Below are 24913 nucleotides of genomic sequence, written 5' to 3'. Positions count from 1 at the left end.
CATTCTAACCCTCTCCGCAGGGGAAGCCAAAAGAATGACCGGCTGAAAGACCCGCCGCGATTCGCCAAAAGTTTTGAACCGGGAGCGCCGTTCTAGCTGGCCGGAACCCTGTCACCCTTTCAATCCCCGTCTTTGGGGTAGGCTACTTTTATGTCGCCGGAAGAGTTCAAGCGTCTGGGCTACGAGCTGATTGACTTCATTGCGGAGTACCGCGCGGGCCTCGAGGCCCTGCCGGTGATGGCGCAGGTGCCGCCGGGGGCCATCAAGGCCCGGTTTGACCCCGCACCGCCCCAACAGGGGATGGGGCTGGCTGGCATCCAGGACGAGCTGAAGGCTTTGTTGCCGGGCCTTACCCACTGGCAAAGCCCGCACTTTTTCGCCTGGTTCCCCTCCAATGCCCCGCTCTCCTCGGTGCTGGCCGACCTGGTGGCCACCGGCCTGGGCCAGACCGGCATCACCTGGCAGGCCAGCCCGGCCCTGACCGAGGTCGAGGAGGTGATGACCGACTGGCTGCGCCAGATGTTTGGCCTGCCCGAGCAGTTCCAGGGGGTGATTCAGGACACCGCCTCGAGCGGGACCCTGGTGGCACTGCTCACCGCTCGGGAGTGGGCCACAGGCCAGTCCCAAGACCGGGGGGGGCTTCAGGCCGAGGCCCGGCCCCTCACGGTGTACGTCTCCGACCAGGCCCACAGCTCGGTGCCCAAAGCCGCGCTGCTGGCCGGTTTTGGCCGCGAAAACCTGCGCCTGATTGAAACCGATGAAGCCCACGCCATGCGGCCCGATGCCCTCGAGGCCGCCCTGAAGCGCGATCTGGCCGAAGGCCGCAAGCCCTGCGCGGTGGTGGCCGCGGTGGGCACTACCGCCACCACGGCCCTCGACCCGGTGCGGAAAACTGCCGAGCTATGCCGCCAATATGGCCTCTGGCTGCACGTGGACGCGGCCATGGCCGGTTCGGCCATGATTCTGCCGGAGTGCCGCTGGATGTGGGACGGCATCGAGCAGGCCGACTCCATCGCCATCAACCCCCACAAGTGGCTGGGGGTGGCCTTCGACTGTTCGCTTTACTACGTGCGCGAGCCCGAGCACCTGATCCGGGCCATGTCCACCAACCCCTCCTACCTGCACTCGGCAGCCGATGGGCAGGTCAGGAACTACAAAGACTGGGGCATCCCGCTGGGGCGGCGTTTTCGGGCCCTCAAAATCTGGTTTGCCCTGCGCGAGCAAGGGGTGGAAGGGCTTCAGGCCCGGCTGCGGCGCGACCTGGCCAATGCCCGGTGGCTCGAGGCCCAGGTAAAGGCCACCCCCGGCTGGGAACTCTTAGCCCCTGTGCCCCTGCAGACGCTGTGTGTGCGCTACAACCCGGGGGGCCTGAGCCCAGCGCAACTTGACCAGCACACCCAGGACTGGGTGGCCCGCCTGAACCGCTCGGGCCAGGCTTTCCTGACCCCGGCGCTGCTCAAGGGCCGCTGGATGGCCCGGGTCTCCATTGGGGCCGAGGCCACCGAACGCGTCCATGTGGAGGCCCTGTGGGCCCGCATGCAAGAGGAAGCCCAGAGGGTGGAAATTGGCACCTGACTGCTCCCCTCTATATCGGCCTGTGCAAACCGAGGACGGCTCACTGACGCTGGTGCATCCGGTGTTTGGCGAAGCCTACAGCTCCCGGCACGGAGCCTGGATGCAGGCCAACGAGCTGTACCTAAAACAAACCCAGACCCACCGACATTCCTCGCCGCACGTTCTGGAAATCGGCTTTGGGCTGGGGGTGAATTTCCGGGCCGCGCTGGACAATTGTGTGCAACGCGGGGTGCCCCTGGCGTATCTGAGCTATGAGTTTTTGCCGGTCTCGAGGGAGGTTCTGACCTCAGTGGAGGTGCCCCTCGGCCCCCAGTCCCAGCCGGTATGGGCGGCGCTACTCACCCACTGGCCCCCCCGTCCGCGTTTGCCTCTGGTTTTGGAAGGGTTTTGGGGCCGCCTCGAGGTTCGCCGTGAAGACGTGACGGCAGCGGAATTTCCGGCCCGCTGGGCCAGCGCGGTCTACCTCGACCCCTTCAGCCCGGAGGTCAACCCCGAGCCCTGGCAGGAGCCGGTGCTGCGGCGGCTGTTTGAGGCCGTGCAGCCGGGGGGCTACCTGGCCACGTACTCGGTGGCGGGCCAGGTTCGGCGCGGACTGGAAGCTGCCGGGTTCAGCGTGAAGAAGGTGCCGGGGGTGGGCAAAAAGGCCTGGACCCAGGCCCGGCGGCCCTAGCGCGTGGGGGCTTCGGTGGGTTCGGACTCCTGAACCAGGTTGAGGCCCAGGGCCCGCTCGGCCAGGCGCTCCCCGGCCTCGGCAAAGGGATGGGAGATAAGGGTGGCCCCGGCGGCTTTCAGGATGGGGTCTTCCTCGCGGTGGTAGCTGGTGGCGCCGATGGTGCCCTCAAAGCGCCGTTGTTTGAGACCCTGGATGGCCCGTACTTTGGCCTCGAGGTCGGGCAGGGTGAGCAGCACCCCGCGCAGGCCGCTCAGGTCCAGCCGCTCCCACAGCTCGGGGTCTTCGGCGTCGCCATAGCGCACGTGGCGTTTCTTGGCCCGGTGGGCTTCCAGCTTGCCTTCGTCGGCATCCAGGCCCAGCACCCGAAACCCCTGGCCCTCGAGCATCTTGTAAGCGGCCCCCCCGGTGCGCCCCATCCCCACCACCAGCCACTCGGCCCCGCCCAGGCTGGTAGGCTCATCGTCGGCGTGGCGGCCCTTTCGCTCAAAGCGCAGTAAAAAGCCCTCGTAGCGCTGGAACAAACTGTGCACCGAACGATTGAGGGGGGCTGCCAGGGCCAGTGAGACCGCCACCACCAGGCCCACCAGCTGGCTCGAGGACTCCGGCAGCAGCCCGCCCTCCACAGCGGCCACACTGGTAATCAGGGCAAACTCGCTGTAACTCGTGAGGGATACGCTGGTCACAAAGGCGGTGCGGGCCCGCAGGCCAAAGGCGATGAAGAGCGCGAAGAACAGCACGGCCTTGAGCGGTAAAAGCAGCACAAAGCCCAGGGCCAGCGGCAGGCTCGAGGCCGCAGGCAGGCCCATCAGCCCAATCTGGAGGAAGAATGCCACCAAAAAAGCCTCTTTCAGCCCCCACAGGGTGCGCGACAGCTCGGAGGTTTGGGGATGTCCGGCCAGAGCCGCCCCTATCAGCAGTGCACCCAGCTCGGGCGAGACGCCCAGGCTCCCCGCCAGCGTGGCCCCTCCCAGGGCCAGCCCCAGGCCATACAGCAGCAGGAGTTCGTCGTGGCCGCTCCGCTCCAGAACCCAGCCCACCACGGGGCGCAGCAGGGGCAAAGCCAGCAACAGCAAGGCCCAGGGGGTGGGGTTCTTCACCCCGGCGTACGCCAGCAGTCCCACCGCCACCAGGTCTTGCAGAATCAGGATGCCCACCGCCACCCGTCCGTGAAAGGTGGAGAGCTCCCGCCGGTCGTCCAGCAATTTCACCGCCAGGACGGTGCTCGAGAAGGCCAGTCCGATGCCCACGAAAAAGGCCGCGTGGCTGCCCAGGCCCATCCCCAGGGTAATCAGGCCCAGCAGCAGGGCGAACAGCACCAGGTGGATTCCGCCCACGCCCAGCACCTCGAGGCGCACCAGGCTGCTAAAGCGCAGCTTCAGTCCCACCGTGAACAGAAGCAGCAATACGCCCGCATCGGCAATTTCGCCAAGCAAGGCGCTGTTTTTGTAGCCAATGGCCCAGAGCACAAAGCCGGCCCCCAGATAGCCCACCAGGGGGGGCAGTCCAAAGCGGCTCGCCAGCAACCCCAGCGCATAGGCAGCCCCGACCCAAGCCAGCTCCATAACCCCATCATAGGTCTAACGCCGGGACTTCTTCCCTGCAAATACCCCAAAAGGCGGCTGGCCCAGCCGTCGGGCCAGGCGAGGCATGGTCAGCAGGTCGTTGTTTTTGAGCCAGAGCGCATCCAGCAGGGCCTGGGTTAGCTGGCCGGCATTGGCGTAGCGTCGCAGCGGTACGCGAAGGGCCTGGCCCTGTGCGGCAATCAGCACCAACTGCAGGCCCCCGCCCAGAATGTCCCGCAGGCCATCCACGGCCTCAAAGCGCGTGAGGGGGTGCTCTTCCCAGCGTCCAAAGCTTTGGATTCGAAGGGCTTCGGGGGTGACCTCGAGGCCGCTCAGCCAGCCCTCGTCCACCCCCAGAAAAACCATGTAAACCCCCAGCACCCCAAACAGGATCACCGACCAGCGCGGCTCCACGCCCTGAAACCAGGCCGCCACACAAAGGGCCCCCAGCGCGAGGCCCATGATTATCAGCCCCACTGCCACCAGATAGGTCTGAACGCTACGCCTGGAGGAGATTTTCTGAACACCCGACATGGGCGCAAGTGTACGCACGGAGCCGCTTGCATACAAGGGCCGAGCGCACCGTGATGGGTCGCTGGTCGAATGATGGTTCCCCTGAACAACCCGGATAACGGCCCAGGGGTCATCCAAGCGAACGCCAAGACCTCGGTCGTTCCGAGGCGGTGGTGGGCAAGGAACCTGGTACGGCGTAAGGCCAGCGAACGTTGGGGACCATAAGGCATCAGATTCCTCGCTGCGCTCGGAATGACGATTTTGACCAGTTTTTTTGTGCTTTTTGTGGCACCGGTCTGGGTATGGCTCAGGTGAGGGGGCAGTGCCGTGGTCGGGTTGCTTGCTACAGGCCAATGGCACGCTTTCACTTGCCCACACAAAAGTTGCGGAACACCCGCTCAATCACCTCTTCCGACACATCCTTGCCCAGGATTTCGGCCAGTGCGTCCAGGGCCATCTCGATGGACACCCCGGCCAGGTCTTCGGGGGCCCCCTGGGCTTCTTGCAGATGCGCTTCGGCGCGGCGCAGGGCTTCCACGTGCCGCTCGTTGCTGACCCAGATTTCCCCCTCGGGGGCCTCGCCCAGAAGCCGTTGGTGGATGTGCTGGCGCAAGGCTTCCAGGCCCAGCCCGGTCTGGCTGCTGACCTCTAGATACTCGGCACTGGACCATGCGGCCGGCAGGTCGGCTTTGGTGGCCACCTTCAAAGTGCGCTCCCAGGGCAGAGCGGGGGGCGGGGGCAAGGGCTGGCTCTGGTCGGCCAGATACAGGATCAGGTCGGCCTCCTGGGCAATTTGCAGGGCCCGCTCCACGCCGCTTTGTTCGACCACATCCTCGGTTTCCCGCAGGCCCGCAGTGTCTATGGCCACCAGCGGCACCCCGGCAATCTCCAGGGGGGCTTCCAGGTAGTCGCGGGTGGTGCCGGGGATGGGGGTCACGATGGCCCGCTCGTAGCCCAACAGCGCGTTGAGCAGGCTGGACTTGCCGGCATTGGGCGCCCCCACCAAGGCGATGCGGGCCCCTTTCTGGGCGATGCGCCCGGCGGGCGCGGTGGCGAGCAGGTGCTGGATTTCCCGCAAAGCGGGTTCCAGGGTTTCGTGAATGCGGGCGGGTTCGACGCCTTCCTCGGGGTAGTCGAGCCAGGCCTGGATGTGGGCCAGCAGGGAGAAAAGCTGTTCGGAAAGGGCCGCTATCCGGCGCGACAACCCTGCACTCAGGCCCCGCAAGGCCTGCCGCCGGGCCGCCTCCGACTCGGACTCCACCAAACTCAGCACGGCCTCGGCCTGGGCCAGGTCCATTTTGCCGTTCAGGTAGGCCCGCAGGGTGAACTCGCCGGGCTGGGCCGGGCGGGCCCCCAGTTCGAACAGGGTCTGCAAAACCCGGCGCAGCACAGCCGGGGAACCGTGGGTGTGCAGCTCGGCGCTGTCCTGGCCGGTGTAGGAATGCGGCCCCCGAAAGACGAGCAGAAGGGCCTCGTCCAGGATTTCCTGGGTGCGGGGGTCGCGAATTTTTCCGTAGGTAAAGCGCCCTCCCCGAAGCCTGGAGGGGCTTTTGCCCTGCCAGAGCCTCGAGACCAGCTCCAGGCTGCCGTTGCCGGAGACCCTCACAATCCCCACCGCGCCCTTGCCGGGGGGGGTGGCGATGGCGGCGATCACGTCGTTCAGCGAAGGCAGGCCCACGAGGTTCTAGTTTATGCGCGGAAGAACCCAGTCAATGAGGGTCAGGGCGGTTTTGCTGCGGGTCAGAGGGTCGGCGCTGAAAAGAGCGTTCATCAGCTCGAAATGGGGGAGGGGAGCCTCGAGCTTGCTGAGATGGGCCAACACCGCCCCGGCAGGGGGCATGGGCTTCTGGTTGGCAGCCCACAGGCCCTCCAGGATGTTCCAGCTCAGGGTGCTGGCCAGGTAGCCCATTTTGAGTTGCGCCTGCTCGTCCAGCGCCGTCTGGAGCTTGCGCCGGGCGCTTTCCAGCCGGTAGGCCAGGGCTTTTCGCTCGGCCTCGGGCATCTGGTACGACTGGTAGAGTTGCTCGGCCTCGCTCTGCAACTCGGCCAGCTTGCCCTCGGGGTCATACAGGATTTTGCCATCGAGGTGGCTATAGAGCTCCATGGGGTGGCTTCGCAGCTTGTCCCGGGCCTGCACCAGGTTGCGAAAGTGCAGTTCAACCCGATACCCCTGGCGCACCTCGCTGCGAAACTTGCGTTCGTTGACCCCGCTCAAAAGCACCCAGAAGTCCACGTCGGAGCCGGGGGTGGCATCGCCCCGGGCGCGGGAGCCCGTGAGCAGAACCCCCATCACCTTGGGGTCGGACTTGAGCATTTCCACTACTTGAGCAATCAGGTTGTTCATCAGTTGGGCTTTCCAGACTTGTAGCGATTGCTGAGCGCTTCGGCCAGCATCCGGGCGGTGGGCTTGTCGAGAAACTGGTTGCCGTTGCCGCACTTGGGCGACAGGATGCAGCGCGGACAGCCTGTTTCACAAGGGCAGCTTTGCAGCAGGTCGCGGGCGGCGGCCACCCAGCGCGGGAACTGCCGCGCAGCCGCTCGAGCATACCCTACCCCACCGGGGTAGCCGTCGTAGATGAAGATGGTTGGCCCGCTGCCGGACGGGAGGGGCCTGGGATAAAAAGGATACGAGACGCCCCCGATGTCCTGCCGCTCGGCCAGCACCAACAGCGGCAACAGGCCAATCAGGGTGTGCTCGAGGGCGTGGATGGCCGAAGGAACCTGGGCCTCGGCCAGGAGGCTCGGGTCGGGCGAGCTGGCTTCGATAGGGTTTCCCGTTTCCAGGGTCGGAAGCACCGCCAGGCCTTCGCAGGGGTGGAACCAGATGGCCTCGGTCTGGAAGGTGAGTTCGGGCATCAAGAGCGCCACCTCCTCCAGCACCGTCTCGCTCACGAAACGCTTTTTCACATAGCCCGTGACCCGCTCCCGCAGCAGCACCGGCCCTACCCAGATGCCGCTCAGGATTTCCTCCCCCTGCAAGACCTCGATCTCGGTCTCGGCCCGGGGCTGGGTGTAGTAGTCCTCGAGGCCCGGCAACAGCACAATCTCGCGCTTTTCAGGGTCCAGGTTGCGCACCAGATAACTCTCGCCCTGGTGAAGGTACACTGCGCCGGGGTGGGCCTCCCAGTAGGCTTGCCGTTCGTCCAGGGTGCCCAGCAGCTGGCCGGTGTTGTCGCGCAAGCTGAAGCCCTGGCCCAGCCCGCGCAGAACTACGTCCCGGTGCGGGGAGCGCTTGGGCGAGTAAAGCCGCCCGTATCTCTCCACCAGTGGGGGCTTTATATTCAGCCAGGGCTTGTACAGAGGGTCCAGGGTCGGTTTTGCGGGCCCCTCTGCCGCTGGCAGTGCAATGGGCAGCTCACGCGCCGCGCAGTGGGCATGCGCCGGGTACAGCACCGGATTATCCGGGTCGGCCATGGCCGATTCGGGCGGGCCGGCCAGCAACAGCTCGGGGTGCTGCTCGAAGTAGGCGTCCAGGGGGTCTTCGCGCGGTATCCACAGCACCAGCGCCCGCCGATTCGAGCGCCCGGCCCGCCCGGCCCGTTGCCAGAAGGAGCTCACCGAGCCCGGATAGCCCAGCAGAATCACGGCATCCAGGCCGCCGATATCCACGCCCAGCTCGAGCGCGCTGGTGCTCACCAAAACCCGCACCGTCCCCTCTTGCAAGGCCTGCTCCAGCCTTCGTCGCTCCGCCGCCGTGTAGCCAGCCCGATAGGGCCGAACCTGCTCGTTGGCGGCGTAGCGGGCGACCAGCTCGGCGGTGCGGCGGGCGTTGGTAAAGATCAGGGTTCGCAGGCCCTGTTCGGCCAGGTGGCGGGCCAGCAGGGCGGCCTCGAGGTTGGGGCTGCGGCGCAGTTTGCCCTCCTTATCGAGGGCCTTGGGGGTCCAGACCCCAAACTCCCGTTCGGCCCGCGAAGGGTTGGCCCTGACCGCATGAAAGTTCAGCCCCGTCAGGTTCGCGGCGTGCTCCGCTGGATTGGCGATGGTGGCGCTGGCCGCGATTACCTGGGGGCTGGCCCCATAGTGCCAGGCCAGCCGCAAGAGCCGCTGCAGGATGAGCGCCACGTGGGTGCCGAACACGCCGCGGTAGGCGTGGAGCTCGTCCACCACAATGTAGTGCAACCGGGACAAAAACCCGGCCCAGTCGCTGTGGTGGGGCAGCAGACCGAAGTGCAGCATGTCGGGGTTGGTGAGCAGTGCCCGGCCTTTTTCTCTGGCTTTTTTGCGCTCGGCGCCAGAGGTATCACCGTCGTAGGTGTAGATTCGTTCCTCTACCCCGAACGCTCTGGCCATCTGCCGCAGGCGACTTAGCTGGTCGTGGGCCAGGGCCTTGGTGGGGTAGAGCAACAGGGTGGTTTGGCCCTCGAGCGCCGCCTTGAGCACCGGCACCTGGAAGACCAGGCTCTTGCCCGAAGCCGTGGAGGTGGCCAGCACCACGTGACGGCCTCGCTCCAGGTGTTCAAATGCTTCGACCTGGTAGCTATAGGGCTTTAGGCCCAGGGTCAGCAGAACACCAGAAAAAACCCCTTGATAATCAACCCGTGCAGGGGGTTGCGCGGGGAGTAGCCGCACGAAACCGAGCTGGCCCGCATAGCCTTCAGTGTCGCGGAGCCACTCGGAATAGGAGTTGTAGGGCAAGAGTTCGAGGGGTAACACCTGGGTTCTCGGGGTTCAAGGGTGGTTGAGACTTGCTGCGGGCCAAACAGATGGCCCTGGTTAGATGGCTTTGACAGGGGTTGCACCTCAGGCCCACATGGTCGGAAGTATAGCGGAACGGGGGTCGTCCCAAGTAGGTCTGGTGTGCTGGTCTTTCATGGTTTCCACAAGTCCCTGGCCCAGCCAGAACCGCTGTTTGGTGCAACCATATGGGATATTTGGAGCAAGCGCTCGTGGGAATCGCCCTGGGCCTCTGGCATTGAGCCTGGGGCGCTTCAGCTATAGCTTCCGGGCCTCTGCTCCCGCACCTGGGCCATCGCATAAATGGGCAGCAGCACCAGCAAGGCACCAAAAAATCCCAGCATCCGCAGGTCGAATGCTTCGACAATCAGCCCTCCCAGGAGAGGAAGGGTCATGCCCGCTGCATTGGACCACAGCTCGAGCACCCCGATGGCCTGCCCGCGTCGGGTGGCGGGGGTGACATCCGTCACCACGGTGTTGGAACCCAGAAACGCCCCCGACCAGCCCAGACCCACCAGAAAGGTTCCGGTGGTAATGACCCAGTAGCCCCCGCCCAACCCAACCAAAAGCGCCCCCAGTCCCGCCACCACCAGCCCGGCCCCAATCACCGGCTTGCGCCCAATCCGGTCGGTCAGCCGGCCAATAGGCCAGGAAAAGGCAAACATCCCCAGCACGTGCAGCGCCACCGAAAAGGAAATCTGCGAAAGGCTACAGTCCAGCGCCTTGAGGGCCAGGGCGGTCATGGCCATCATCATGACCATCTGCCCCTGCACCGCCACGGCTGAGAGGAGGGCCGCTCCCCGCACGCGGGAAAGGTCGCCCGGCTCGAGCATCGGGGCAGTGGAGCCGGCCCCGTCCAAAGCCCAGGCCGGGTAATACCTCTCCAGCTCGAGGGCCATCTGCTTCGGGTCGGGACGGATGCTTCGCACCAGCAAAAAACAGGGCAGGATGAGCACCGGAACCAGCAACCAGGCCAGCGCAATCTCGTTAATGCCCAGTAGTTTGCCCAACCATTCGGCCAAAGCAACCAGAAGCGGCGAGATACCCGCGCCAAACAGCGAGCCCATCGCCACCAGGCTGATACCCTCGCCCCGCCGGCTGGGCGGGTACATATCGGCGGCTGCAACCCGCATCTGCTGCACAGCCCCCACCCCACTGCCAAATATCAGGGCCCCCACACAAAACAGGGCAAAGGAGCCCAGAAGCGTAGCCATGCCAATTACCAGGGCCCCCACCAGGGCCAGCCACAGCCCCAGATACATCCCGGCCTTGCGCCCACGTCGGTCGGTCAAGCGGCCCACAAAATAGGCTGTCAACATGCGGGAAAACCCCATGATGCTGGTCGCCACCCCGGCAAAGGCCGCATTGCCCAGCAACATGACCACCTGAATTGCCCCAAAGGTGGGCACCAACTGCATACCAGCCCCATTGATGGCCTGGGTGATGGCCAGCAGCAGGGTGTTTTTCTTGACCAGGGGGGGAATCGGAACCTCGGGTAGGGCTTGAGAACCGGGCTGTGCGGACACAAGGGCAGTATACGCTGGTGGGCCGGGAGCCACCCATGGGCGTTCATCAACCATCGTCGGCGCTGGACGAGAATGGCATCTTGAACGCAAAAACTGGTTAGAGGTGAAGCAAGCCCGCTGGGGCCCCGCCGTACCCACTGTGGACCCGCTTGGCTTCCTACCAGGTTCCACTCGGAAGGTGCATCCTCGAATGGTTTTTGGTTTGCCGATTTGACAATCCCCTCGACGCTTTCATGGTCAAACCTCATCGAATCGGCTACACCCCAGCGAAAGGTAGGGGTCGGTGAAGGCCCAGGTCTGAACAGCGGTATGTGCGAACATTTGGAGCGGGCGAACCCTGCTAAACTTTAGCAGGATGGAAGGTACGCCCAAAAAACTATCCCCCGCCGTGCAGCTTGGTTTTGTAGGGCTTATTTTGGTGGGATTGCTGGTCATGGCCCTGCTTTCTTCGCCGCCCCAGAGGGCCGGAGATTTGCCACAGGCCCGGCTAATCCGGCTCGATGGCGGCAGTGCTGTGCTGCAAAGCGGCAAGCCTACCGTGCTCACGGTCTGGGCTACCTGGTGCAGCTACTGCCAGCGGCAGTTGCCCGAGTTCGAGGAGGTGGCCCGGCGGCGTTCCGATGTGCAGTTTGCGTTTGTAAACGATGGCGAGCCTGCGCAGTTGGTGCGGCAGTTTCACGATACCAGGGGTTTCTCCAGCGCAGTGGTGTATCAGGATGCCCTTCGCACGGTTTCCAGTTCGTTGCGGGTGAACGGCTACCCCTCTAACTTTTTCTATAACTCGAGGGGCAAGCTGGTTGGGGAAGTGCGCGGCTACATGAGCCCGGAGCAGCTTCAGGCGGCGCTGGCACAGCTCGACTAGAGCCCCGGCTTGGCTCCCTCGAGGTAGCCGATGAAGTGGAGGTGCGTCTGGCAAAGGGGCTCTCCCTGGGTATCGTTGCACTCCCTCATCGGGCACAAGGCAGCGGCTCCCCAACCTCAACGGACATGGGAACCGGCGTCGTATTTGGTGGTTCAAGAGCGGCCAGCCTTCGTTACCCAAAGCCCTGGGGCTGAATCGGGAACGACGAACAATTCTGGATTGAGGCGGGCGGTAGTTTGAGAGGGTGCCCCGTGTGCTTCCCAGCAAAGGCGCTTACTTCGAGGCCGGACTGTTTGAGTTCCTGATAGAACTGCGCTACAACAACCATCGGGCCTGGTTCCAGGCCAACAAACCCCGCTACGAGGCCCTGGTTCGCCAGCCGTTTTTACGCTTCATCGAGGACCTGGCCCCCCGCCTGGAGCGGATCAGCCCGGACTATATCGCCAGCCCCCGCAGCCTTTTCCGCATCCACCGCGATACCCGTTATAGCGCCCACAAAGCGCCCTACAAGACCCATGCCGCCGCGCAGTTTCGCCACCGCCTGGGCCAGGATGTTCATCTGCCGGGGTTTTATATTCACCTCGAGCCCGACAACTGCTTTCTGGGGGCCGGAATATGGATGCCCGAGCCTGAAAACCTCCGCCGCATTCGGGCGGCCATTGCCCGCCAAGACCCACGCTGGCTGCAACTGCGAGGCAGGTTTGAACTGGATGGGGAGGGCAAACTAATCCGTCCACCCAGGGGATACAGCGCTGACCATCCCTTGATTGAAGACCTCAAGCAGCGCAGTTTTACGGTTTCATACCGCCTTGCGGAAGAGGAGGTGCTTTCCGGGCAGCTGCTCGACAGGGTGGAGAAGGTGTTTCGCAAGCTGCTGCCCTTCAACCGGTTTTTGAGCGAGGTGCTCTTGCTGGAGGCGAGCGACTAGCCATGCTACGGCTTCCGCAGAGCTGCCTCGAGCAAACCCTGAGCCACCTCCGGGCCGCGCTGCCCCGCGAAGGGGTGGGGCTTTGGGTAGGCCAGCGGGGCTGGGTCAAACAGGTCTGGCCGCTGGAAAATGTGCACCCTGCGCCGCATGAGCGCTACCAGGCCGATGGCCAGGCCCTGGTTGAGGTGCTGCGGCGCATCGAAAAGGAGGGCCTCGAGCTCGTCGCCATCTACCATTCGCACCCCAGGGGCCCCGCCCGGCCCAGCGAAACCGATCGCTCGCAAGCCTTCTGGCGGGTTCCTTACGTGATTTTCGACATGCAGACCGGTGAGGTGCGGGCCTACCGGCTGCCCGAGGGCGATCAAGTGGTCATTCAGCACGAGGACGCGGTAGGATGCGAGCCTTGAGCCGATTGGGTAGGCTTAAGAACGCCTATGTGGACGAAGGAAGAGCTGGATCGTTACGCCCGCCACATTGTGCTGCCGGGGGTGGGCGGGGCCGGTCAGGCCCGGCTCAAGCAGGGTTCGGCCCTGGTGGTGGGGGCGGGCGGCCTGGGTTCGCCGGTCTTGATGTACCTGGCCGCAGCCGGCGTGGGCCGACTGGGACTTGTCGAAATGGACGTGGTGAGCCTCTCCAACCTGCAGCGGCAGGTGTTGTTCGGTACCGAGGCCCTCGGGCAGCCCAAGGCCGATGCGGCCAAAGCCCGGTTGAACAGCCTCAACCCTCACGTACAGGTGGAGGCCTACCATTGCAAGCTGGACTCGCACAACGCCCTCTCAATCCTGGCCGCCTACGACCTGGTCATAGATTGCAGCGACAACCTCCCGACCCGCTACCTGGTCAACGATGCCTGTGTATTGCTGAACAAGCCCCTGGTGTACGGCGCTATACACCAGTTTGAAGGACAGCTTTCGGTTTTTCATGACCGGGACGGCCCCTGCTACCGTTGTTTGTACCCGCAGCCCCCCCGACCCGGAACCGTTCCGAGCTGCGCCGAAGCCGGGGTTTTTGGGGTGCTGCCGGGGGTGATCGGCAGCCTGATGGCCACCGAGGCGCTCAAGCTTTTGCTGGGGCAGGGCGAAACCCTCTCCGGCAGGCTCCTGGTCTACAACGGGCTAGAAGCCCACTTCCGTACCATCCGGTTCCCTCGCCGCGCCGACTGCCCGGTTTGTGGCGACCAACCGAGTGTAACTACACTGCAAGATTATGAGCTGTTCTGCGGTATTTCGGTGTAGGAACGCGATACAATACACAGGCTGAAGCCGTCATCGGCTCGAACAGTTCAAGGAGAAATCATGAGTGCAACTGTGACGATTGCCCGGGGTCTGGAAGATGTAATTTTCACCGAAAGCAGCCTGTGCTTCATTGATGGAGACCAGGGCCGCCTGTACTACGGCGGCTACAAAATCCAGGACCTCGCCGAGTACGCGACCTTCGAGGAAGTGACCTACCTACTGCTGCACGGCCACTTACCCAACCGGGCCGAGCTAAAAGAGTTCAGCGCCAGGCTGGCCTCCCTGCGGGCGCTGCCGCCTTCGATCATCAAACAGATCCGGCAGTTCCCCCGCAATGCCCACCCCATGTCCATGCTGCGAACTGCGGTCAGCGAGCTGGGCATGGCCGACGAGACCGAAAGCGATGTTTCCCCCGAAGCGCTCTACGAGAAATCGCTCTCACTGATTGCCAAGTTTGCCACCATCGTGGCCGCGACCAAGCGCCACCGCGAAGGGCAGAAAATTCTTTCGCCGCGCAAGGGTTTGTCCCATGCGGCCAACTTCCTTTACATGTCCAACGGCAAGGTGCCCAGCAAGGAGGAGACCAAGCTGATGGACGTGGCCCTGATTCTGCAAGCCGAGCACGGTTTCAATGCCTCTACCTTCACCGCCATCGCTGCTTACTCCACCCAGGCCGACATCTACAGCGCCATTGTGGCCGCCATTGGCGCGCTCAAGGGCCCGCGTCACGGTGGGGCCAACGAAGCGGTGATGAAAATGATTGCCGAGGTCGGCTCGCCGGAGAAGGTCAGTTCGTGGTTGGCCGACCTGCAAGCTAAAAAAGGCCGGGTGATGGGGATGGGCCACCGGGTCTACAAGTCCTACGACCCCAGGGCGGGGGTGCTCGACAAGTACGCGGGCGAAGTGGCTGCCAAACACGGGCACAGCAAGGAATACGCCATTCTGAAAGAAATCGAACGGCAGGCCGGCGCCATCTACAACCCCAAGGGCATCTATCCCAATGTGGACTTCTACTCGGGGGTGGTTTACTCCGACCTAGGCTATCCCCTCGAGTTCTTCACCCCAATCTTTGCGGTGGCCCGCATCTCGGGCTGGTGTGCCCACATCCTCGAGTACACCCGAATTGACAACCGCCTGCTGCGCCCAGACTCGCACTACACGGGAAAACTGGACCTGCCCTACAAGCCGCTGTCCAAGCGCTAGCGCGAAACCGGCCCGGCTGGCGGTCAACTAATACAGCGTGCTCTTCACGAACCTGGCCGCCCACGAAAACGGGATTCGGACGGGCCTTTGACGGTTGTTACGCACCCCAGCGTGGCTCGAGCCCGGCGCACGCTGGGGTTTTGAGTTCCCCGTCGGCCATCTGTCCGGGACAAAGCTTTCCCGAAGTCGAGGGGCTCTTGCTGTGCGAAAAACGCTCTATCGCGCCCCTCACAGACGTGGCCGCCCACGAAAACGAGAAGGGACAAGTGTCTGCGTTGCGTCTGGGCCTAGGTGCATGTTTTCGAGTTTCCAGGCGGCCACCGTTCTGTTCAGAACCAGGCTATCTCGAACTCGATGGCTCTTAATATGCGAAGAGCGCTCTAGGTGGCCCGTAAAAGCCCCATGGCCTCAAAATCGCGCAGGGCCTCGACGGCATTGGCATACCGCCTGGTCAGGTCTTTGGCTATGAGTCGGTCGAGGTAGGCCTGTAGCTCTGCGGTAACCATCAGGCCGCTCTCGGGAGCGGCGACCAGGGGCGGGGGGGGCAGATTCAGGTGGGCGTTCATGACCTCTACGGGCTCACCTACAAACGGCAGCTCACCCGCAATGGCCCAGTAGAGCAGGATGCCTGCCGAGTACATATCCGAGGCCGGGGTGGGTGACTGCCCCCTGATCTGCTCGGGGGCAATATAGGCGATGGTTCCCAGACGAACCCTCTGGCTAAAACGCTCGCTTTGCGGGCCGGACAGGTCGAAATCCACCAGACGTGCCTCGCCGGTACCGTCCACGACCAGATTGTCTGGCTTGACGTCGCGGTGCACCAGGCTCTGGCTGTGCATGTGGGCGAGGGCCTCGAGCAGGTGCCTGAACACCCCAAGAACCTTTTTGGGGTGGTCCTTGCGCCATTCGGAAAGACGGCTGCCGGGGGCATAAGCCAGCAAAACCGCCGGGTTTTCGGTGCCGTCGTGGGGTACGCTCAGCCGGGCGAGCACCGGGTTGATGTGGGGGTGTTTGAGCTGCCCCCCCACCTTCCACTCGCGGTCGGCCCGCCCCTCAAAGCCCTTGGGGAACACCTTGAGCGCATAGGGGGTGCCGTGCACATCAAAGGCCAGGTAGACCGTTGCCAAAGCTCCACGGGCAATGGGTCGGATGACCTTGTATCGGCCCTCCAGAGTGATGCCGGCCAGCCCCACATGCATCACTATACCGATTTTCAACCGATAACCTGGGCAAAATAGCGCTATCCCTTGCCGAGCAGGGTCAAGGGCTGGCAGAGTCCGAGCGCATGGGGGCCGGGCCTTGATGGGGCTGTGGCATGGTTAGAATTGGGCTGGCTTTTTGACGGGAGGTTGCAGGGTGCGCGGTCTGGTGTTGTCGGGGGGTGGGGCCAGGGGACTGGCCCACATTGGCGTGCTGGAGGTGCTCGAGGCCCAGGGTTTTGATGCCGAGGTGGTGGCCGGAACCAGCATGGGCGGGGTGATCGGGGCCTTATACGCCTCAGGGAAAAGGCCCGCCGAAATTCTCGAGATTTCCCGTTCGACCCCCTGGTTGCGCCTGCTCGACCTGGTGCCCCGGCCCGGCCTGATCTCGCAGCGCGGTCTGCGCGACTTTTTGGCCCGGCACCTGCCCCCCCGCTTTGAGCAACTCTCGAAGAAGCTGGTGGTCACGGCGGTGGATCTCGAGGCCGGCAAGCTGGCTTATTTTTCCGAAGGCGACCTGCCGGGGGCGGTGCTGGCCTCGGTGGCCTACCCAGGGCTGGTGGCGCCGGTTCTGTACGAAGGCCGAACCTACGTGGATGGGGGGGTGCTCGACAACCTGCCGGTGGATGCCGCCCGGTTCATGCGGGCCAAATACGTGCTGGCCGTAGATGTGACCCCCGAAATGCGACTGCCGGGGGTTCCCCGTTCTGCCATCGGCCAGGTGCGTCGGGCCATAGACATTATGCAAAACCACCTGACCGCAGCAAGGCGCTCGCTCTACCCCCCCGAACTCTACATACGCCCCGAACTGCCCGGGGTTGGAATCGAGCAGTTCGGCCGCCTGGAGGAGATTGTCGAGGCGGGCCGCAGGGCAGCCTCACAGGCCCAGTTAAGGTTTTAGGTGAATTGCCCGACTCATGCGCTCCTACTTGGCAAGCGCCATAATCCGGGGAGCGCCCGGGCTTGAGGCCGTGGTGCGATATGCTATGGGCCGGGCTTCGGCCAAGACCAAGGGGACTCTTTACGATGCGCAACTTTTTTGACTACCTGTTCAAGGAATGGTTTCGCCAGGTGGGCGAGGCCCTCTTGTTGGCTTTCCTGTTCACCACCTTCGTCTTTACCACCGTGGGTGTGGTGGGCAGTTCGATGAATCCCACCTTGCTCAACGGGGAGCGGGTGTTCGTGCCCAAATACGAGACCTGGCTGGTTCGGCTCGGCCTGCTGCAGTGGCAGCGGGGTGAGGTGGCCATCGTTAAGCCGCCCGAGGGGACGCCCAATGCGGTGGCCGAGTTTCCGGTGCTGGGTTTTCAATTCCGGGCCTTTTTCATCAAGCGCATCATCGGCCTGCCGGGGGACGAAATCAGTTTGCGCGAGGGCGTGGTTTACATCAACGGCAAACCCCTCAATGAACTCCACATCACGGCTTCCCTGACCCCCTACCCCGACAGTTACCCGGTGGTTTGCTATGCCAACCAGAAGCTTACCGCCCTCATTACCCAGCAGCAGGTGCGCTTTTCCCCCGAAGAGCTGCCCGAGTATCTCAAACCCACCCTGGAAATGCTCGTGCCGCCCAGCGCCGACGATTTGCAGCGGAGCAACAGCGGGGAGCATTGCTTTACCGGCTCGCTGAAGCTCAAACCTGGCTATTACTTTGTTATGGGCGATAACCGAACCTTTGGCGGCTCGGAGGATTCGCGCACCTTTGGGCCGGTTCCCACGGCCTCGATTGCGGGTCGGGCCAATGCGGTCTGGTGGCCCCTGAACCGCATTCGAACCTTACCGGTTCCCGAAGGTTTCAAGGGGCTCTAATTCCATCTGATACGAGACTTATTGAAGGCTTCTGATTCGCAGACCATCAAGTTTGCATTTGGACTCGGAACGGTTGTTCGTTGGTGCGGGTTTTTGGAGGGGGCTGGTAGATCCCCCAGGTGGCTCGAGGTGGGCCAGACCGAACGGGCCCTGCACTGAAAGTACCTGGAGCCTGCCCTGGCCCAGAAACAGCTAAGCCAGGCCCTCATGGCCCACCCCGACGACCCCTATGCTCCCAAGGCTGCTTTGCTGTTGGGTCAGACCGATCCGGGTGAGGATAGCCTCGAGGTGGTGCAGTGGGTCTACGAGTTCACCCTGAACCCAGAATGGGCGGAGCGCTTGCGAAGGTTTTTAGCCCGCCGGCGGGGTTCAGGCAATGGAGCGTCCCTCACTTGACGGCCTTTTCACTTCGGAGCACCATAAACTCTGAACATGATTGAAACCGGACGCCTCCGTGTGATTAACCCGCCCCGCGAGGCCCCGCAATTTACGCCCGAACTGCTGGAGCAACTGGCAGGGCGGGTCGCGTTGTTTGGGGAGCGGGCCTGCCAAACCATTTACGCCCCTTTCGACGGGGGGGTGCTGGGGGTCATTCCGATTTGCACCCCCGAGGATGTCCAGCAAGCAGTCCAGCGGGCCAGAACGGCCCAGGCTGCATGGGCAAAAGTGGATTGCAAAGCTCGAGCGCGCATCATGCTGCGCTTTCACGACCTGTTGCTGCAACGGCAGGTCGAAATCCTGGACCTGACCCAGTACGAGACCGGCAAGGCCCGTCGCGATGCCCAGGAGGAGCTCCTGGACTCGGCCATCGTGGCGCAGTTCTACGCCACCCGCAGCCCTGGCTGGCTGCGGCCCCGGCGAACTGGCGGGACTTTTGTGGGCCTGACCCAGACCTGGGAATACCGCCACCCGGTGGGGGTGGTGGGGGTCATCTCGCCCTGGAACTATCCGCTGGTCATGGCGGTGAGTGAGCCGATTCCGGCCCTGATGGCCGGCAACGCGGTGGTGCTGAAGCCCGACCCCCAGACCACCTTCACCGCGCTGTGGGTTCAGGCCCAGATGGAAGAGGCGGGTCTGCCACCCGGGCTGTTTCAGATTGTGACCGGCGAGGCGGAAGTGGGGGCGGCGTTGGTGAGCTCCGCCGACTTCATCGCCCTGACCGGCAGCACCCCCACCGGGCGGAAGGTGGCCCGGCAGGCCGGGGAGCGGCTGATTGGGGTAAGCCTCGAGCTCGGCGGCAAAAACCCTATGCTGGTGCTGGAAGATGCCAACCTCGAGGCCGCCGTGGACGGGGCCATTCACGGGGCCTTTGCCAACGCGGGACAGCTTTGTGTCTCGTTCGAGCGCATCTTTGTTCACGAAAAGGTCTTCGAAGCCTTCACCCAGCGTTTTGTGGAAAAAACCCGGGCCCTGCGGCTGGGGGCCACCCTCGACCACCGCTCGCAGATGGGCTCCCTGACCGTGCAGCGGCAGTTCGACACCGTGCTGGCACATGTACAGGACGCGGTATCCAAAGGGGCCAGGGTGCTTTCGGGCGGGCGGCCCCGGCCCGACCTGGGGCCCCTCTTTTTCGAGCCGACCATTCTGACCGACGTAACCCCCGAGATGCGCGTTTACGCAGAGGAAACCTTTGGCCCGGTGGTGAGTTTGTACAAGTTCAGCGACCTCGAGCAGGTGCTCACCCTCATCAACCACAGCGAGTACGGCCTCAATGCCAGTGTCTGGACTCGAGACCGCCGCAAAGGCCGCGAGGTGGCCGCCCGCATCCAGGCCGGAACGGTCAACATCAACGAGAGCTACGCCGCTGCCTGGGCCTCGATGGATGCGACCATGGGGGGCTTCAAGGCCTCGGGGCTGGGGCGGCGGCACGGTAAGGAAGGGCTCTACCGCTTTACCGAGGTGCAGACCATTGCCATCGAGCGTTTTATTCCCGTCACCGGCCCGAGCTGGCTTCCAAGAGGCTGGTATGGGCGCATCGTGACCGCAGCGCTGCGGGCTTTCAAATGGCTGACGCGGCTGTGGTATCGGGTATAAAGCGATTCCCACGAGAGCTTGTTCCTAGTGCTTGCTCCAAATGCCCTAGTGCTTGCACCGGTAGTGCTTGCACCGGTACGGCGGTCATTGCGGTGCCGGGTATTCGTGGAAAGCGCAATCAAGGCTATGAGGTGGGCACCCGGCCCAGGGGCTCGGTAGGCTGGGGGCTGCCGCCGGGGGGCTCGAGGCTCACCCCCATAAAGTCGAACCCTTCGTAGTCGGTCTCGAAGACCCGCCCCGAAAAAACCCCCAGCGAAACCGGGTCTGCGCCGCTTTTGCGGCCCCAGGCCTGGTAGACCTTGCCCGCAGGAGGGGGCTCCTTCAATACCATTAAGCAAGGCCCCTCCTCCCGCCACAGCATGGTGCCAAAGGCCCGGCCTTCGCTGTTCTTGATGGGTCGCCATTTCACCTCGGGGTCGGCCAGCCAGCGGGCCAGCAAGGCCTGTTCCTGGGCGAGGGCCTGGTACTGGCGGTATAACCCCACGCTCCAGCCCCCCAACCAGAGCCCCAGCAGCACCAGCACGGCAGCCGCCCAGGGCAGGTAATTGCGCTTTGGGAAGGTTCTTCGTTGAATCCGGGCCCAAACGCCTGGCGGTGGAGCTACCGGCGGCAGGCCCTCGGGAAGACGCAGCAACACCGCCTGGAGCTCCGAGAGTTTCTGGCGCAGTGCGGGGGAGGTTTGCAAGGCGTGCTCGAGCTGGGCCTTCTCTTCACCCTCCAGCAGCCCCAGCGCATAGTCGGGCAGCAACTCGCGGGGGTCTTTCATGCTTCCTCCGAGACCTGCGGCCCGCCGAGGTACGCGCGCAGCTTGAGCAGGGCCCGGCGCAAACGGGTCTTGACCGTGCCCAGCGGCAGCTGGTGGCGTTCGGCCAGCTCGCTGTGGCTGTAGCCATCGAAAAAAGCCTCCTCGAGCAGCACCCGGTCGGTGGGCTCGAGCCGCGCTAAAGCCCGCCGGACCAGAATCCGGTCGGTGGGGTCGTCCTCCCGCCACAGTCCCAACTCCTGCTCCGGGCTGTGCAGGTCGTGGCTCTCCAGCTTTTGGGGTCTGGCTTTGCGGCTGCGCAGCCGGGAAAGGGCCAGATTTCGTCCAATGGTGAACAGGAAGGCCGTCACGCTCCCGCGCTCGGTCTGGTAGCGGGCGGCCTCCCGGTGGAACTGAACAAAGCTGTCTTGCAAGATTTCTTCGGCCTCCTCACGGCTCTGGAGCATCCGCAGGAGCAGCGCGTACAGCGAGGGGCTATAGCGGCGGTATAGCTCTTCCAGGGCACGCTCATCTCCTCTGGCGAGGCGCGACATCAGGGCAATGTCTGGCTCCACGCCTCTATTCAACACTACGCCGGGCGCTGGCGCTATAGATGTTCAAGCAGAATGAATGCTCAAGTGAGAGCGCCTCCCACGAATGCCCGGTGCCGGGGTCTTTGCTGTGCCACGGACATTTCGCCGCACCGGGTGAGGCGCAGGGGTGGGAGGCGCCATGAGGATTTCCGGTTCCGTACCAACCCTGCCGACCGCCGCTCAGGCCAACCGTGCGTCCAGGGTTATTTCGGGAACTGCCGCCAGGGCCTTGGAGATGGGGCACTTGGCTTTGGCCTCCTGGGCCAGCTCCAGGAACTTCTCGGCGCTGATACCGGGCACCCTGGCCACCAGGTGAAGCTCAATCTTGGTGATGGTGGGGCCTTCGCCCAGGTGTACCCTGGCGGTGGCGCTGAGTTCCTCGGGTGGGGTGTTGTGGTTGGTGAGCAGGGCCGAAAGAAACATGGCATAGCAGCCCGCATGGGCTGCCCCAATCAGCTCCTCGGGGTTGGTGCCGGCAGCATCGGCGAACCTCGAGGCCCAGGTATAAGGGCCTTCGTACACCCCGCTTTCCAGCTTCAGGTGGCCCTGGCCCTCTTTCAAAGTGCCCTTCCAAACTGCGCTTGCTGAACGTATTGGCATACCTGACTCCTTTCCCGTAACATCATTGGCCTCTCGAAGCGAGATGGTTGTGTCGTATGTTGCATATTGGGGGTAGGGGCCGGCCCAGGCATGGCCCGTTGAGTTTTGGCCTACCTGCTCAGAGCGGCAACGCATAAAACCTGCTCCAAAGTGCAAGCCCACGCAGAATCGAACCCATGATCCACGAGTCTTGCGACCTACCCGCGAGGGCGTAGGCCTCGTTGGAACAACAGGGGCATCTTCCGATCCGGTGACCTTTGTACCGCCATCATCGCCGTTCTCGCTCACCATTTGCCTTGTCGCCGGTTTGACCTTTGGCGGTAAAGGTCGCACAATGCCCTGGTGCTGGCCTTTTTGTTCGTGGACGGGTGGGGGCTTTCGGACGACCCCCGCAGTCCACTCCAGCGCCTGGATTTGCCCACCCTACGCGGTTTGAGCGGTGGGTTCAGCCACCAGCCCTTTAGTCAGCCCCATCTGGCCTATCGTGTTCTGGATGCCCGGCAGGGGGTGGAAGGTTTGCCCCAGTCGGGCACCGGCCAGACGGCTTTGCTAACCGGAGTTAAAGCGGCCCGGATGCTGGGCCACCATCAGGGGCCTCACCCCTTGCGCCGGCTGCAAACGCTGCTGGAAGAGCACAGCATTCAGGTCTGGGCAGCCCGGCGGGGCTTAAGGGTGTGGCATGCCAACGGGTACCGGGGTGAATACCTGGAACGGGTGACACAGAGCCGTCGCAACTTGCTTTCGTCTTTCGCCTATGCGGCTAGGGTGGCCGGGTTGGAGCTGCTTCAAATGAACCATCCCAAGGCCCTTTTGCCCGCGTTCTGGCCTGAACCCGAGGCTGCCGGCCAGCGCTTTGCCGAGCTGGCCCAGGCACATCACCTGACCATCCTGGAGAACTGGGCGCTGGACTACACTGCCCACCGCCAGCCAGAGAAGTTAGACGAGCGATTTGTGGAGCTGGATCGGTTCGTTTATGGCTTCCTGAATGCGGGATCTGAACTCACCCTGGTGCTCACAGCTGACCACGGCAACGCCGAAGAGCCCTGGCACCCCCTGCACACCCTCAACCCGGTACCGCTTATCCTTCACGGCCCTCTGGCCAGCCATGTTCCCGAGATGAACAGCCTGACCGACCTGGCACCGTGGCTCCAGAAGCAGTTGGGTTAGCCAGCCAAAGGTTTGCGATTTTGGGGAGGCTGGTTGGAGCCGGTGGTCGGATTTGAACCGACGACCGCTCGATTACGAATCGAGTGCTCTACCGCTGAGCTACACCGGCACGCCGAGAGATTATAGCGGCTTTGGGCAAAGTGCACAACTCCCATACCTGTTCGATGGCGGTTATCCTTCTTCGATTTTCGCACCCCACCGTGAGGGAGGGTGGTTGGAAATCACCAAAGGGCGTTTGGGTCGAACGTGTTGGCAATGGGTATCGCCGGAGGGTTCGGTGCCCAATGACCAGCGCCTGCCCTGCCCAGATCGTGAAACCAGAGCAGGGACGGGGTATGAAGGGGACTTGGAGCGTCTGCTGGCGCTGGCTCCGGCTGGCAAATATCCCTTCTCGGTGGTAAAGTCTCGCAGATGAAGCGCAAAGACGGGCGACAGGCCCACGAACTGCGCCCACTGGCCATACGGGTGGGCTACGTGCATTATGCCGAGGGGTCGGCGCTGGTGGAGTTGGGCAACACTCGAGTGCTGGTCAATGTCTCCCTGACCGAAGGCGTGCCCCGGCATGTCTCGGGGCGCGAAGGGTGGTTGATGGCCGAGTACAACCTGCTTCCCCGCTCCACAAGAGAACGCAAGGAGCGCGAGCGCCAGAAGATATCGGGTCGGACAGCGGAGATTCAGCGCTTCCTGGGTCGGGCCTTCCGGGCTGCCCTGGATTTGAGCCTTTTGCCCAACAAGACGGTGGTGATTGATGCCGATGTACTCCAGGCCGATGGGGGAACCCGTGTGGCCTCTCTCTTAGGGGGCTATGCCGCTTTGCACGTGGCCATGGACCGGCTGGTGAACCAGGGCAAGCTGGACGAGTGGCCCCTGACCGAGTTTGCCGCGGTGAGCGTGGGGTGGATGGGCGAGAACACCCTGCTGCTAGACCTGACCCAGATTGAAGACGAGAACGCCTGGGCCGACCTGACGGTGGTGGCAACCCAATCAGGCGACATCATCGAACTGCATGGAGCGGGGGAGGGCCGCCCGGTGCCCAAAGCCATCTATCAGGCCATGTTGGAACTGGGCTTGGCCCAGATTCCCGAGATGGTACGACGGGTACACGGGCAGCTGGTACATCGAAGTGGATAAGAAGCCGGAACCCACTGCCGGACGCCAGCCTGGAGCTAGAAGACTCCTATAACCCGCCCCCAGGTGTAGATATGCTTGGGTGAAACTTTTTCAGCGAGAGGTGTAGGGTTATCTTGCCGACTCAGCGGCCTATCAGGCAAGGGTCTTGTGCTTTTGAAGCCCTAACTTTTGGATAAGATAGTTTGTGATGCGTCTGCTGATTGCTACCTCCAACCCAGGTAAGTACCGCGAGATTAAAGAAGGACTTGCGCCCCTGGGCTGGACGCTTTTTTCCTTACTCGACTACCCATTCAAGATGCCTCCGGAGGAGGGTTCTACCTTTGAAGACAACGCTGTGCTGAAAGCGGCGTTTGCCGCCAAGCACAGCGGTTTGCCCACCCTGGCCGACGATTCGGGCCTCGAGGTCGCTGCCCTAGGGGGCGAGCCCGGCGTGTACTCGGCCCGCTACGGCAACAAGAAAACCGACATCGAGCGCAATGTGTATTTGCTCGAGCGCCTCAAAGGCATTCCCAGGGGCGAGCGAAAAGCCAAATTTGTGGCCGTTTTGGTGATCGCCTACCCGGATGGCTACATGGAACTCTACCGGGGTGAGACCGAAGGGGAGATCCTCGAAGCACCCCGGGGGGAGTGGGGCTTCGGCTACGACCCCCTGTTTTTCCTGCCCGAGGTGGGCAAAACCTTTGCCGAGATGACCCTCGAGCAAAAAGCTGCTTACTCCCATAGGGGTAAAGCCCTGCGGAGGTTGGTTGAGGCCCACAAGTCTGGGTTGCTTCACAAAGAACAGCCTCTTCAAGAGTAAACCCTACTTGAACCCCCTTACTTTTGCACATGCCTGCTTCTAGGTTAGTGAAGCTCGGTGAGATCCCAGCCAAGTGAGGTCAAAAGCT

The 24913-nt window shown here is 63.4% G+C and carries 24 protein-coding genes and 1 tRNA gene; 14 read left to right on the top strand and 11 right to left on the bottom strand.

Features of this window, described 5'->3' with window-relative positions:
* Positions 1 to 150: 150 nt before the first annotated feature.
* Together NZN28_RS03745 and mnmD are read left to right on the top strand one after the other, a co-directional pair.
* A complete protein-coding gene (locus tag NZN28_RS03745; protein ID WP_295395433.1) occupies positions 151 to 1575 on the top strand; it encodes a pyridoxal-dependent decarboxylase in 1425 nt (474 codons plus the stop codon).
* Between the two features lie 22 nt (positions 1576 to 1597).
* A complete protein-coding gene (gene mnmD, locus NZN28_RS03740) occupies positions 1598 to 2245 on the top strand; it encodes a tRNA (5-methylaminomethyl-2-thiouridine)(34)-methyltransferase MnmD (protein ID WP_295395432.1) in 648 nt (215 codons plus the stop codon).
* Here the strand turns inward: mnmD and NZN28_RS03735 are convergent.
* From NZN28_RS03735 to NZN28_RS03710, 6 genes are all read right to left on the bottom strand, one after another.
* Entirely contained in the window at positions 2242 to 3810 is a 1569-nt protein-coding gene (locus tag NZN28_RS03735) for a cation:proton antiporter family protein (protein WP_295395431.1), read from the bottom strand. The two genes, mnmD and NZN28_RS03735, sit on opposite strands and share 4 nt — an antisense overlap.
* A gap of 15 nt (positions 3811 to 3825) precedes the next feature.
* Positions 3826 to 4362 (bottom strand): amino acid ABC transporter permease, encoded by a 537-nt coding sequence (locus tag NZN28_RS03730; RefSeq protein WP_295395430.1) that lies wholly within the window; start codon positions 4360 to 4362, stop codon positions 3826 to 3828.
* A 325-nt stretch (positions 4363 to 4687) separates the two neighbouring features.
* On the bottom strand, positions 4688 to 6001 hold the full coding sequence (mnmE, locus tag NZN28_RS03725) for a tRNA uridine-5-carboxymethylaminomethyl(34) synthesis GTPase MnmE (protein WP_295395429.1): 1314 nt from the start codon (positions 5999 to 6001) through the stop codon (positions 4688 to 4690).
* 6 nt (positions 6002 to 6007) lie between these two features.
* On the bottom strand, positions 6008 to 6667 hold the full coding sequence (locus NZN28_RS03720) for a nucleotidyltransferase domain-containing protein (RefSeq protein ID WP_295395428.1): 660 nt from the start codon (positions 6665 to 6667) through the stop codon (positions 6008 to 6010).
* Entirely contained in the window at positions 6667 to 8976 is a 2310-nt protein-coding gene (locus NZN28_RS03715) for a DEAD/DEAH box helicase (protein ID WP_295395427.1), read from the bottom strand. The genes NZN28_RS03720 and NZN28_RS03715 overlap by 1 nt, the downstream gene beginning before the upstream one ends.
* A gap of 275 nt (positions 8977 to 9251) precedes the next feature.
* Positions 9252 to 10523: an MFS transporter gene (locus NZN28_RS03710; protein WP_295395426.1), complete on the bottom strand. Its 1272-nt coding sequence runs from the start codon at positions 10521 to 10523 to the stop codon at positions 9252 to 9254.
* Positions 10524 to 10878: 355 nt separating this feature from the next.
* Here NZN28_RS03710 and NZN28_RS03705 point away from each other — a divergent pair, with 355 nt between their 5' ends.
* From NZN28_RS03705 to NZN28_RS03685, 5 genes are all read left to right on the top strand, one after another.
* Positions 10879 to 11385 (top strand): TlpA disulfide reductase family protein, encoded by a 507-nt coding sequence (locus NZN28_RS03705; protein WP_295395425.1) that lies wholly within the window; start codon positions 10879 to 10881, stop codon positions 11383 to 11385.
* A gap of 253 nt (positions 11386 to 11638) precedes the next feature.
* Positions 11639 to 12313, top strand: coding sequence for a DUF2461 domain-containing protein (locus NZN28_RS03700; RefSeq protein WP_295395424.1), 675 nt, complete (start codon positions 11639 to 11641; stop codon positions 12311 to 12313).
* Positions 12314 to 12315: 2 nt separating this feature from the next.
* Positions 12316 to 12720, top strand: coding sequence for a M67 family metallopeptidase (locus NZN28_RS03695; protein WP_295395423.1), 405 nt, complete (start codon positions 12316 to 12318; stop codon positions 12718 to 12720).
* Positions 12721 to 12747: 27 nt separating this feature from the next.
* Complete coding sequence (locus NZN28_RS03690) at positions 12748 to 13548, top strand: molybdopterin-synthase adenylyltransferase MoeB (RefSeq protein ID WP_295395422.1); 801 nt, start codon at positions 12748 to 12750, stop codon at positions 13546 to 13548.
* A gap of 60 nt (positions 13549 to 13608) precedes the next feature.
* Positions 13609 to 14751: a citrate synthase/methylcitrate synthase gene (locus NZN28_RS03685; protein ID WP_295395421.1), complete on the top strand. Its 1143-nt coding sequence runs from the start codon at positions 13609 to 13611 to the stop codon at positions 14749 to 14751.
* A 380-nt stretch (positions 14752 to 15131) separates the two neighbouring features.
* Here NZN28_RS03685 and NZN28_RS03680 read toward each other — a convergent pair whose 3' ends face one another.
* A complete protein-coding gene (locus tag NZN28_RS03680; RefSeq protein ID WP_295395452.1) occupies positions 15132 to 15950 on the bottom strand; it encodes a serine/threonine-protein kinase in 819 nt (272 codons plus the stop codon).
* A 157-nt stretch (positions 15951 to 16107) separates the two neighbouring features.
* Between NZN28_RS03680 and NZN28_RS03675 the strand changes: the two genes are divergently transcribed.
* The 4 genes from NZN28_RS03675 (at position 16108) to NZN28_RS03660 (ending at position 19793) form a co-directional block, all read left to right on the top strand.
* Positions 16108 to 16851 (top strand): patatin-like phospholipase family protein, encoded by a 744-nt coding sequence (locus NZN28_RS03675; protein WP_295395420.1) that lies wholly within the window; start codon positions 16108 to 16110, stop codon positions 16849 to 16851.
* Positions 16852 to 16976: 125 nt separating this feature from the next.
* The gene (gene lepB, locus NZN28_RS03670) at positions 16977 to 17759 is read left to right on the top strand and encodes a signal peptidase I (RefSeq protein ID WP_295395419.1); all 783 of its coding nucleotides are present in this window, start codon (positions 16977 to 16979) and stop codon (positions 17757 to 17759) included.
* A gap of 207 nt (positions 17760 to 17966) precedes the next feature.
* The gene (locus NZN28_RS03665; RefSeq protein ID WP_295395418.1) at positions 17967 to 18155 is read left to right on the top strand and encodes a hypothetical protein; all 189 of its coding nucleotides are present in this window, start codon (positions 17967 to 17969) and stop codon (positions 18153 to 18155) included.
* Between the two features lie 36 nt (positions 18156 to 18191).
* The gene (locus tag NZN28_RS03660) at positions 18192 to 19793 is read left to right on the top strand and encodes a succinic semialdehyde dehydrogenase (protein WP_295395417.1); all 1602 of its coding nucleotides are present in this window, start codon (positions 18192 to 18194) and stop codon (positions 19791 to 19793) included.
* A gap of 124 nt (positions 19794 to 19917) precedes the next feature.
* On the opposite strand, the gene NZN28_RS03655 is transcribed toward NZN28_RS03660, so the two are convergent.
* From NZN28_RS03655 to NZN28_RS03645, 3 genes are all read right to left on the bottom strand, one after another.
* Entirely contained in the window at positions 19918 to 20559 is a 642-nt protein-coding gene (locus NZN28_RS03655; RefSeq protein ID WP_295395416.1) for an anti-sigma factor, read from the bottom strand.
* Positions 20556 to 21110: a sigma-70 family RNA polymerase sigma factor gene (locus tag NZN28_RS03650; RefSeq protein ID WP_295395415.1), complete on the bottom strand. Its 555-nt coding sequence runs from the start codon at positions 21108 to 21110 to the stop codon at positions 20556 to 20558. Before NZN28_RS03650 ends, NZN28_RS03655 begins: the two co-directional genes overlap by 4 nt.
* 198 nt (positions 21111 to 21308) lie before the next feature.
* Positions 21309 to 21728 carry an OsmC family protein gene (locus tag NZN28_RS03645; protein WP_295395414.1) on the bottom strand — a complete coding sequence of 140 codons (420 nt, stop codon included), beginning with the start codon at positions 21726 to 21728 and terminating at the stop codon, positions 21309 to 21311.
* A gap of 342 nt (positions 21729 to 22070) precedes the next feature.
* On the opposite strand from NZN28_RS03645, the gene NZN28_RS03640 reads away from it, so the two are divergent.
* Positions 22071 to 22895 (top strand): metalloenzyme, encoded by an 825-nt coding sequence (locus NZN28_RS03640; RefSeq protein ID WP_295395413.1) that lies wholly within the window; start codon positions 22071 to 22073, stop codon positions 22893 to 22895.
* A 34-nt stretch (positions 22896 to 22929) separates the two neighbouring features.
* Here NZN28_RS03640 and NZN28_RS03635 read toward each other — a convergent pair.
* Positions 22930 to 23004 (bottom strand) — tRNA-Thr (locus tag NZN28_RS03635).
* Between the two features lie 302 nt (positions 23005 to 23306).
* Here NZN28_RS03635 and rph point away from each other — a divergent pair.
* Both rph and rdgB read left to right on the top strand, forming a co-directional pair.
* Positions 23307 to 24026 carry a ribonuclease PH gene (gene rph, locus NZN28_RS03630; protein ID WP_295395412.1) on the top strand — a complete coding sequence of 240 codons (720 nt, stop codon included), beginning with the start codon at positions 23307 to 23309 and terminating at the stop codon, positions 24024 to 24026.
* 187 nt (positions 24027 to 24213) lie between these two features.
* Positions 24214 to 24825, top strand: coding sequence for an RdgB/HAM1 family non-canonical purine NTP pyrophosphatase (gene rdgB, locus NZN28_RS03625; protein ID WP_295395411.1), 612 nt, complete (start codon positions 24214 to 24216; stop codon positions 24823 to 24825).
* Positions 24826 to 24913: the final 88 nt, after the last annotated feature.

The sequence above is a fragment of the Meiothermus sp. genome, assembly GCF_025056915.1.
Lineage (GTDB): Bacteria > Deinococcota > Deinococci > Deinococcales > Thermaceae > Meiothermus.
The sequence above is the reverse complement of the archived record's forward strand: the minus strand, read 5'-3'. Positions and strand labels throughout refer to the sequence as shown.

Coding starts and splice junctions, on each gene's coding strand:
- NZN28_RS03685 (WP_295395421.1), top strand. CDS start 13,609: ATGAGTGCAACTGTGACGATTGCCCGGGGTCTGGAAGATGTAATTTTC.
- NZN28_RS03690 (WP_295395422.1), top strand. CDS start 12,748: ATGTGGACGAAGGAAGAGCTGGATCGTTACGCCCGCCACATTGTGCTG.
- NZN28_RS03655 (WP_295395416.1), bottom strand. CDS start 20,559: ATGAAAGACCCCCGCGAGTTGCTGCCCGACTATGCGCTGGGGCTGCTG.
- NZN28_RS03665 (WP_295395418.1), top strand. CDS start 17,967: ATGGCCCACCCCGACGACCCCTATGCTCCCAAGGCTGCTTTGCTGTTG.
- rph (WP_295395412.1), top strand. CDS start 23,307: ATGAAGCGCAAAGACGGGCGACAGGCCCACGAACTGCGCCCACTGGCC.
- NZN28_RS03745 (WP_295395433.1), top strand. CDS start 151: ATGTCGCCGGAAGAGTTCAAGCGTCTGGGCTACGAGCTGATTGACTTC.
- NZN28_RS03720 (WP_295395428.1), bottom strand. CDS start 6,667: ATGAACAACCTGATTGCTCAAGTAGTGGAAATGCTCAAGTCCGACCCC.
- rdgB (WP_295395411.1), top strand. CDS start 24,214: ATGCGTCTGCTGATTGCTACCTCCAACCCAGGTAAGTACCGCGAGATT.
- NZN28_RS03735 (WP_295395431.1), bottom strand. CDS start 3,810: ATGGAGCTGGCTTGGGTCGGGGCTGCCTATGCGCTGGGGTTGCTGGCG.
- lepB (WP_295395419.1), top strand. CDS start 16,977: ATGCGCAACTTTTTTGACTACCTGTTCAAGGAATGGTTTCGCCAGGTG.
- NZN28_RS03645 (WP_295395414.1), bottom strand. CDS start 21,728: ATGCCAATACGTTCAGCAAGCGCAGTTTGGAAGGGCACTTTGAAAGAG.
- NZN28_RS03660 (WP_295395417.1), top strand. CDS start 18,192: ATGATTGAAACCGGACGCCTCCGTGTGATTAACCCGCCCCGCGAGGCC.
- NZN28_RS03705 (WP_295395425.1), top strand. CDS start 10,879: ATGGAAGGTACGCCCAAAAAACTATCCCCCGCCGTGCAGCTTGGTTTT.
- NZN28_RS03695 (WP_295395423.1), top strand. CDS start 12,316: ATGCTACGGCTTCCGCAGAGCTGCCTCGAGCAAACCCTGAGCCACCTC.
- NZN28_RS03680 (WP_295395452.1), bottom strand. CDS start 15,950: ATGCATGTGGGGCTGGCCGGCATCACTCTGGAGGGCCGATACAAGGTC.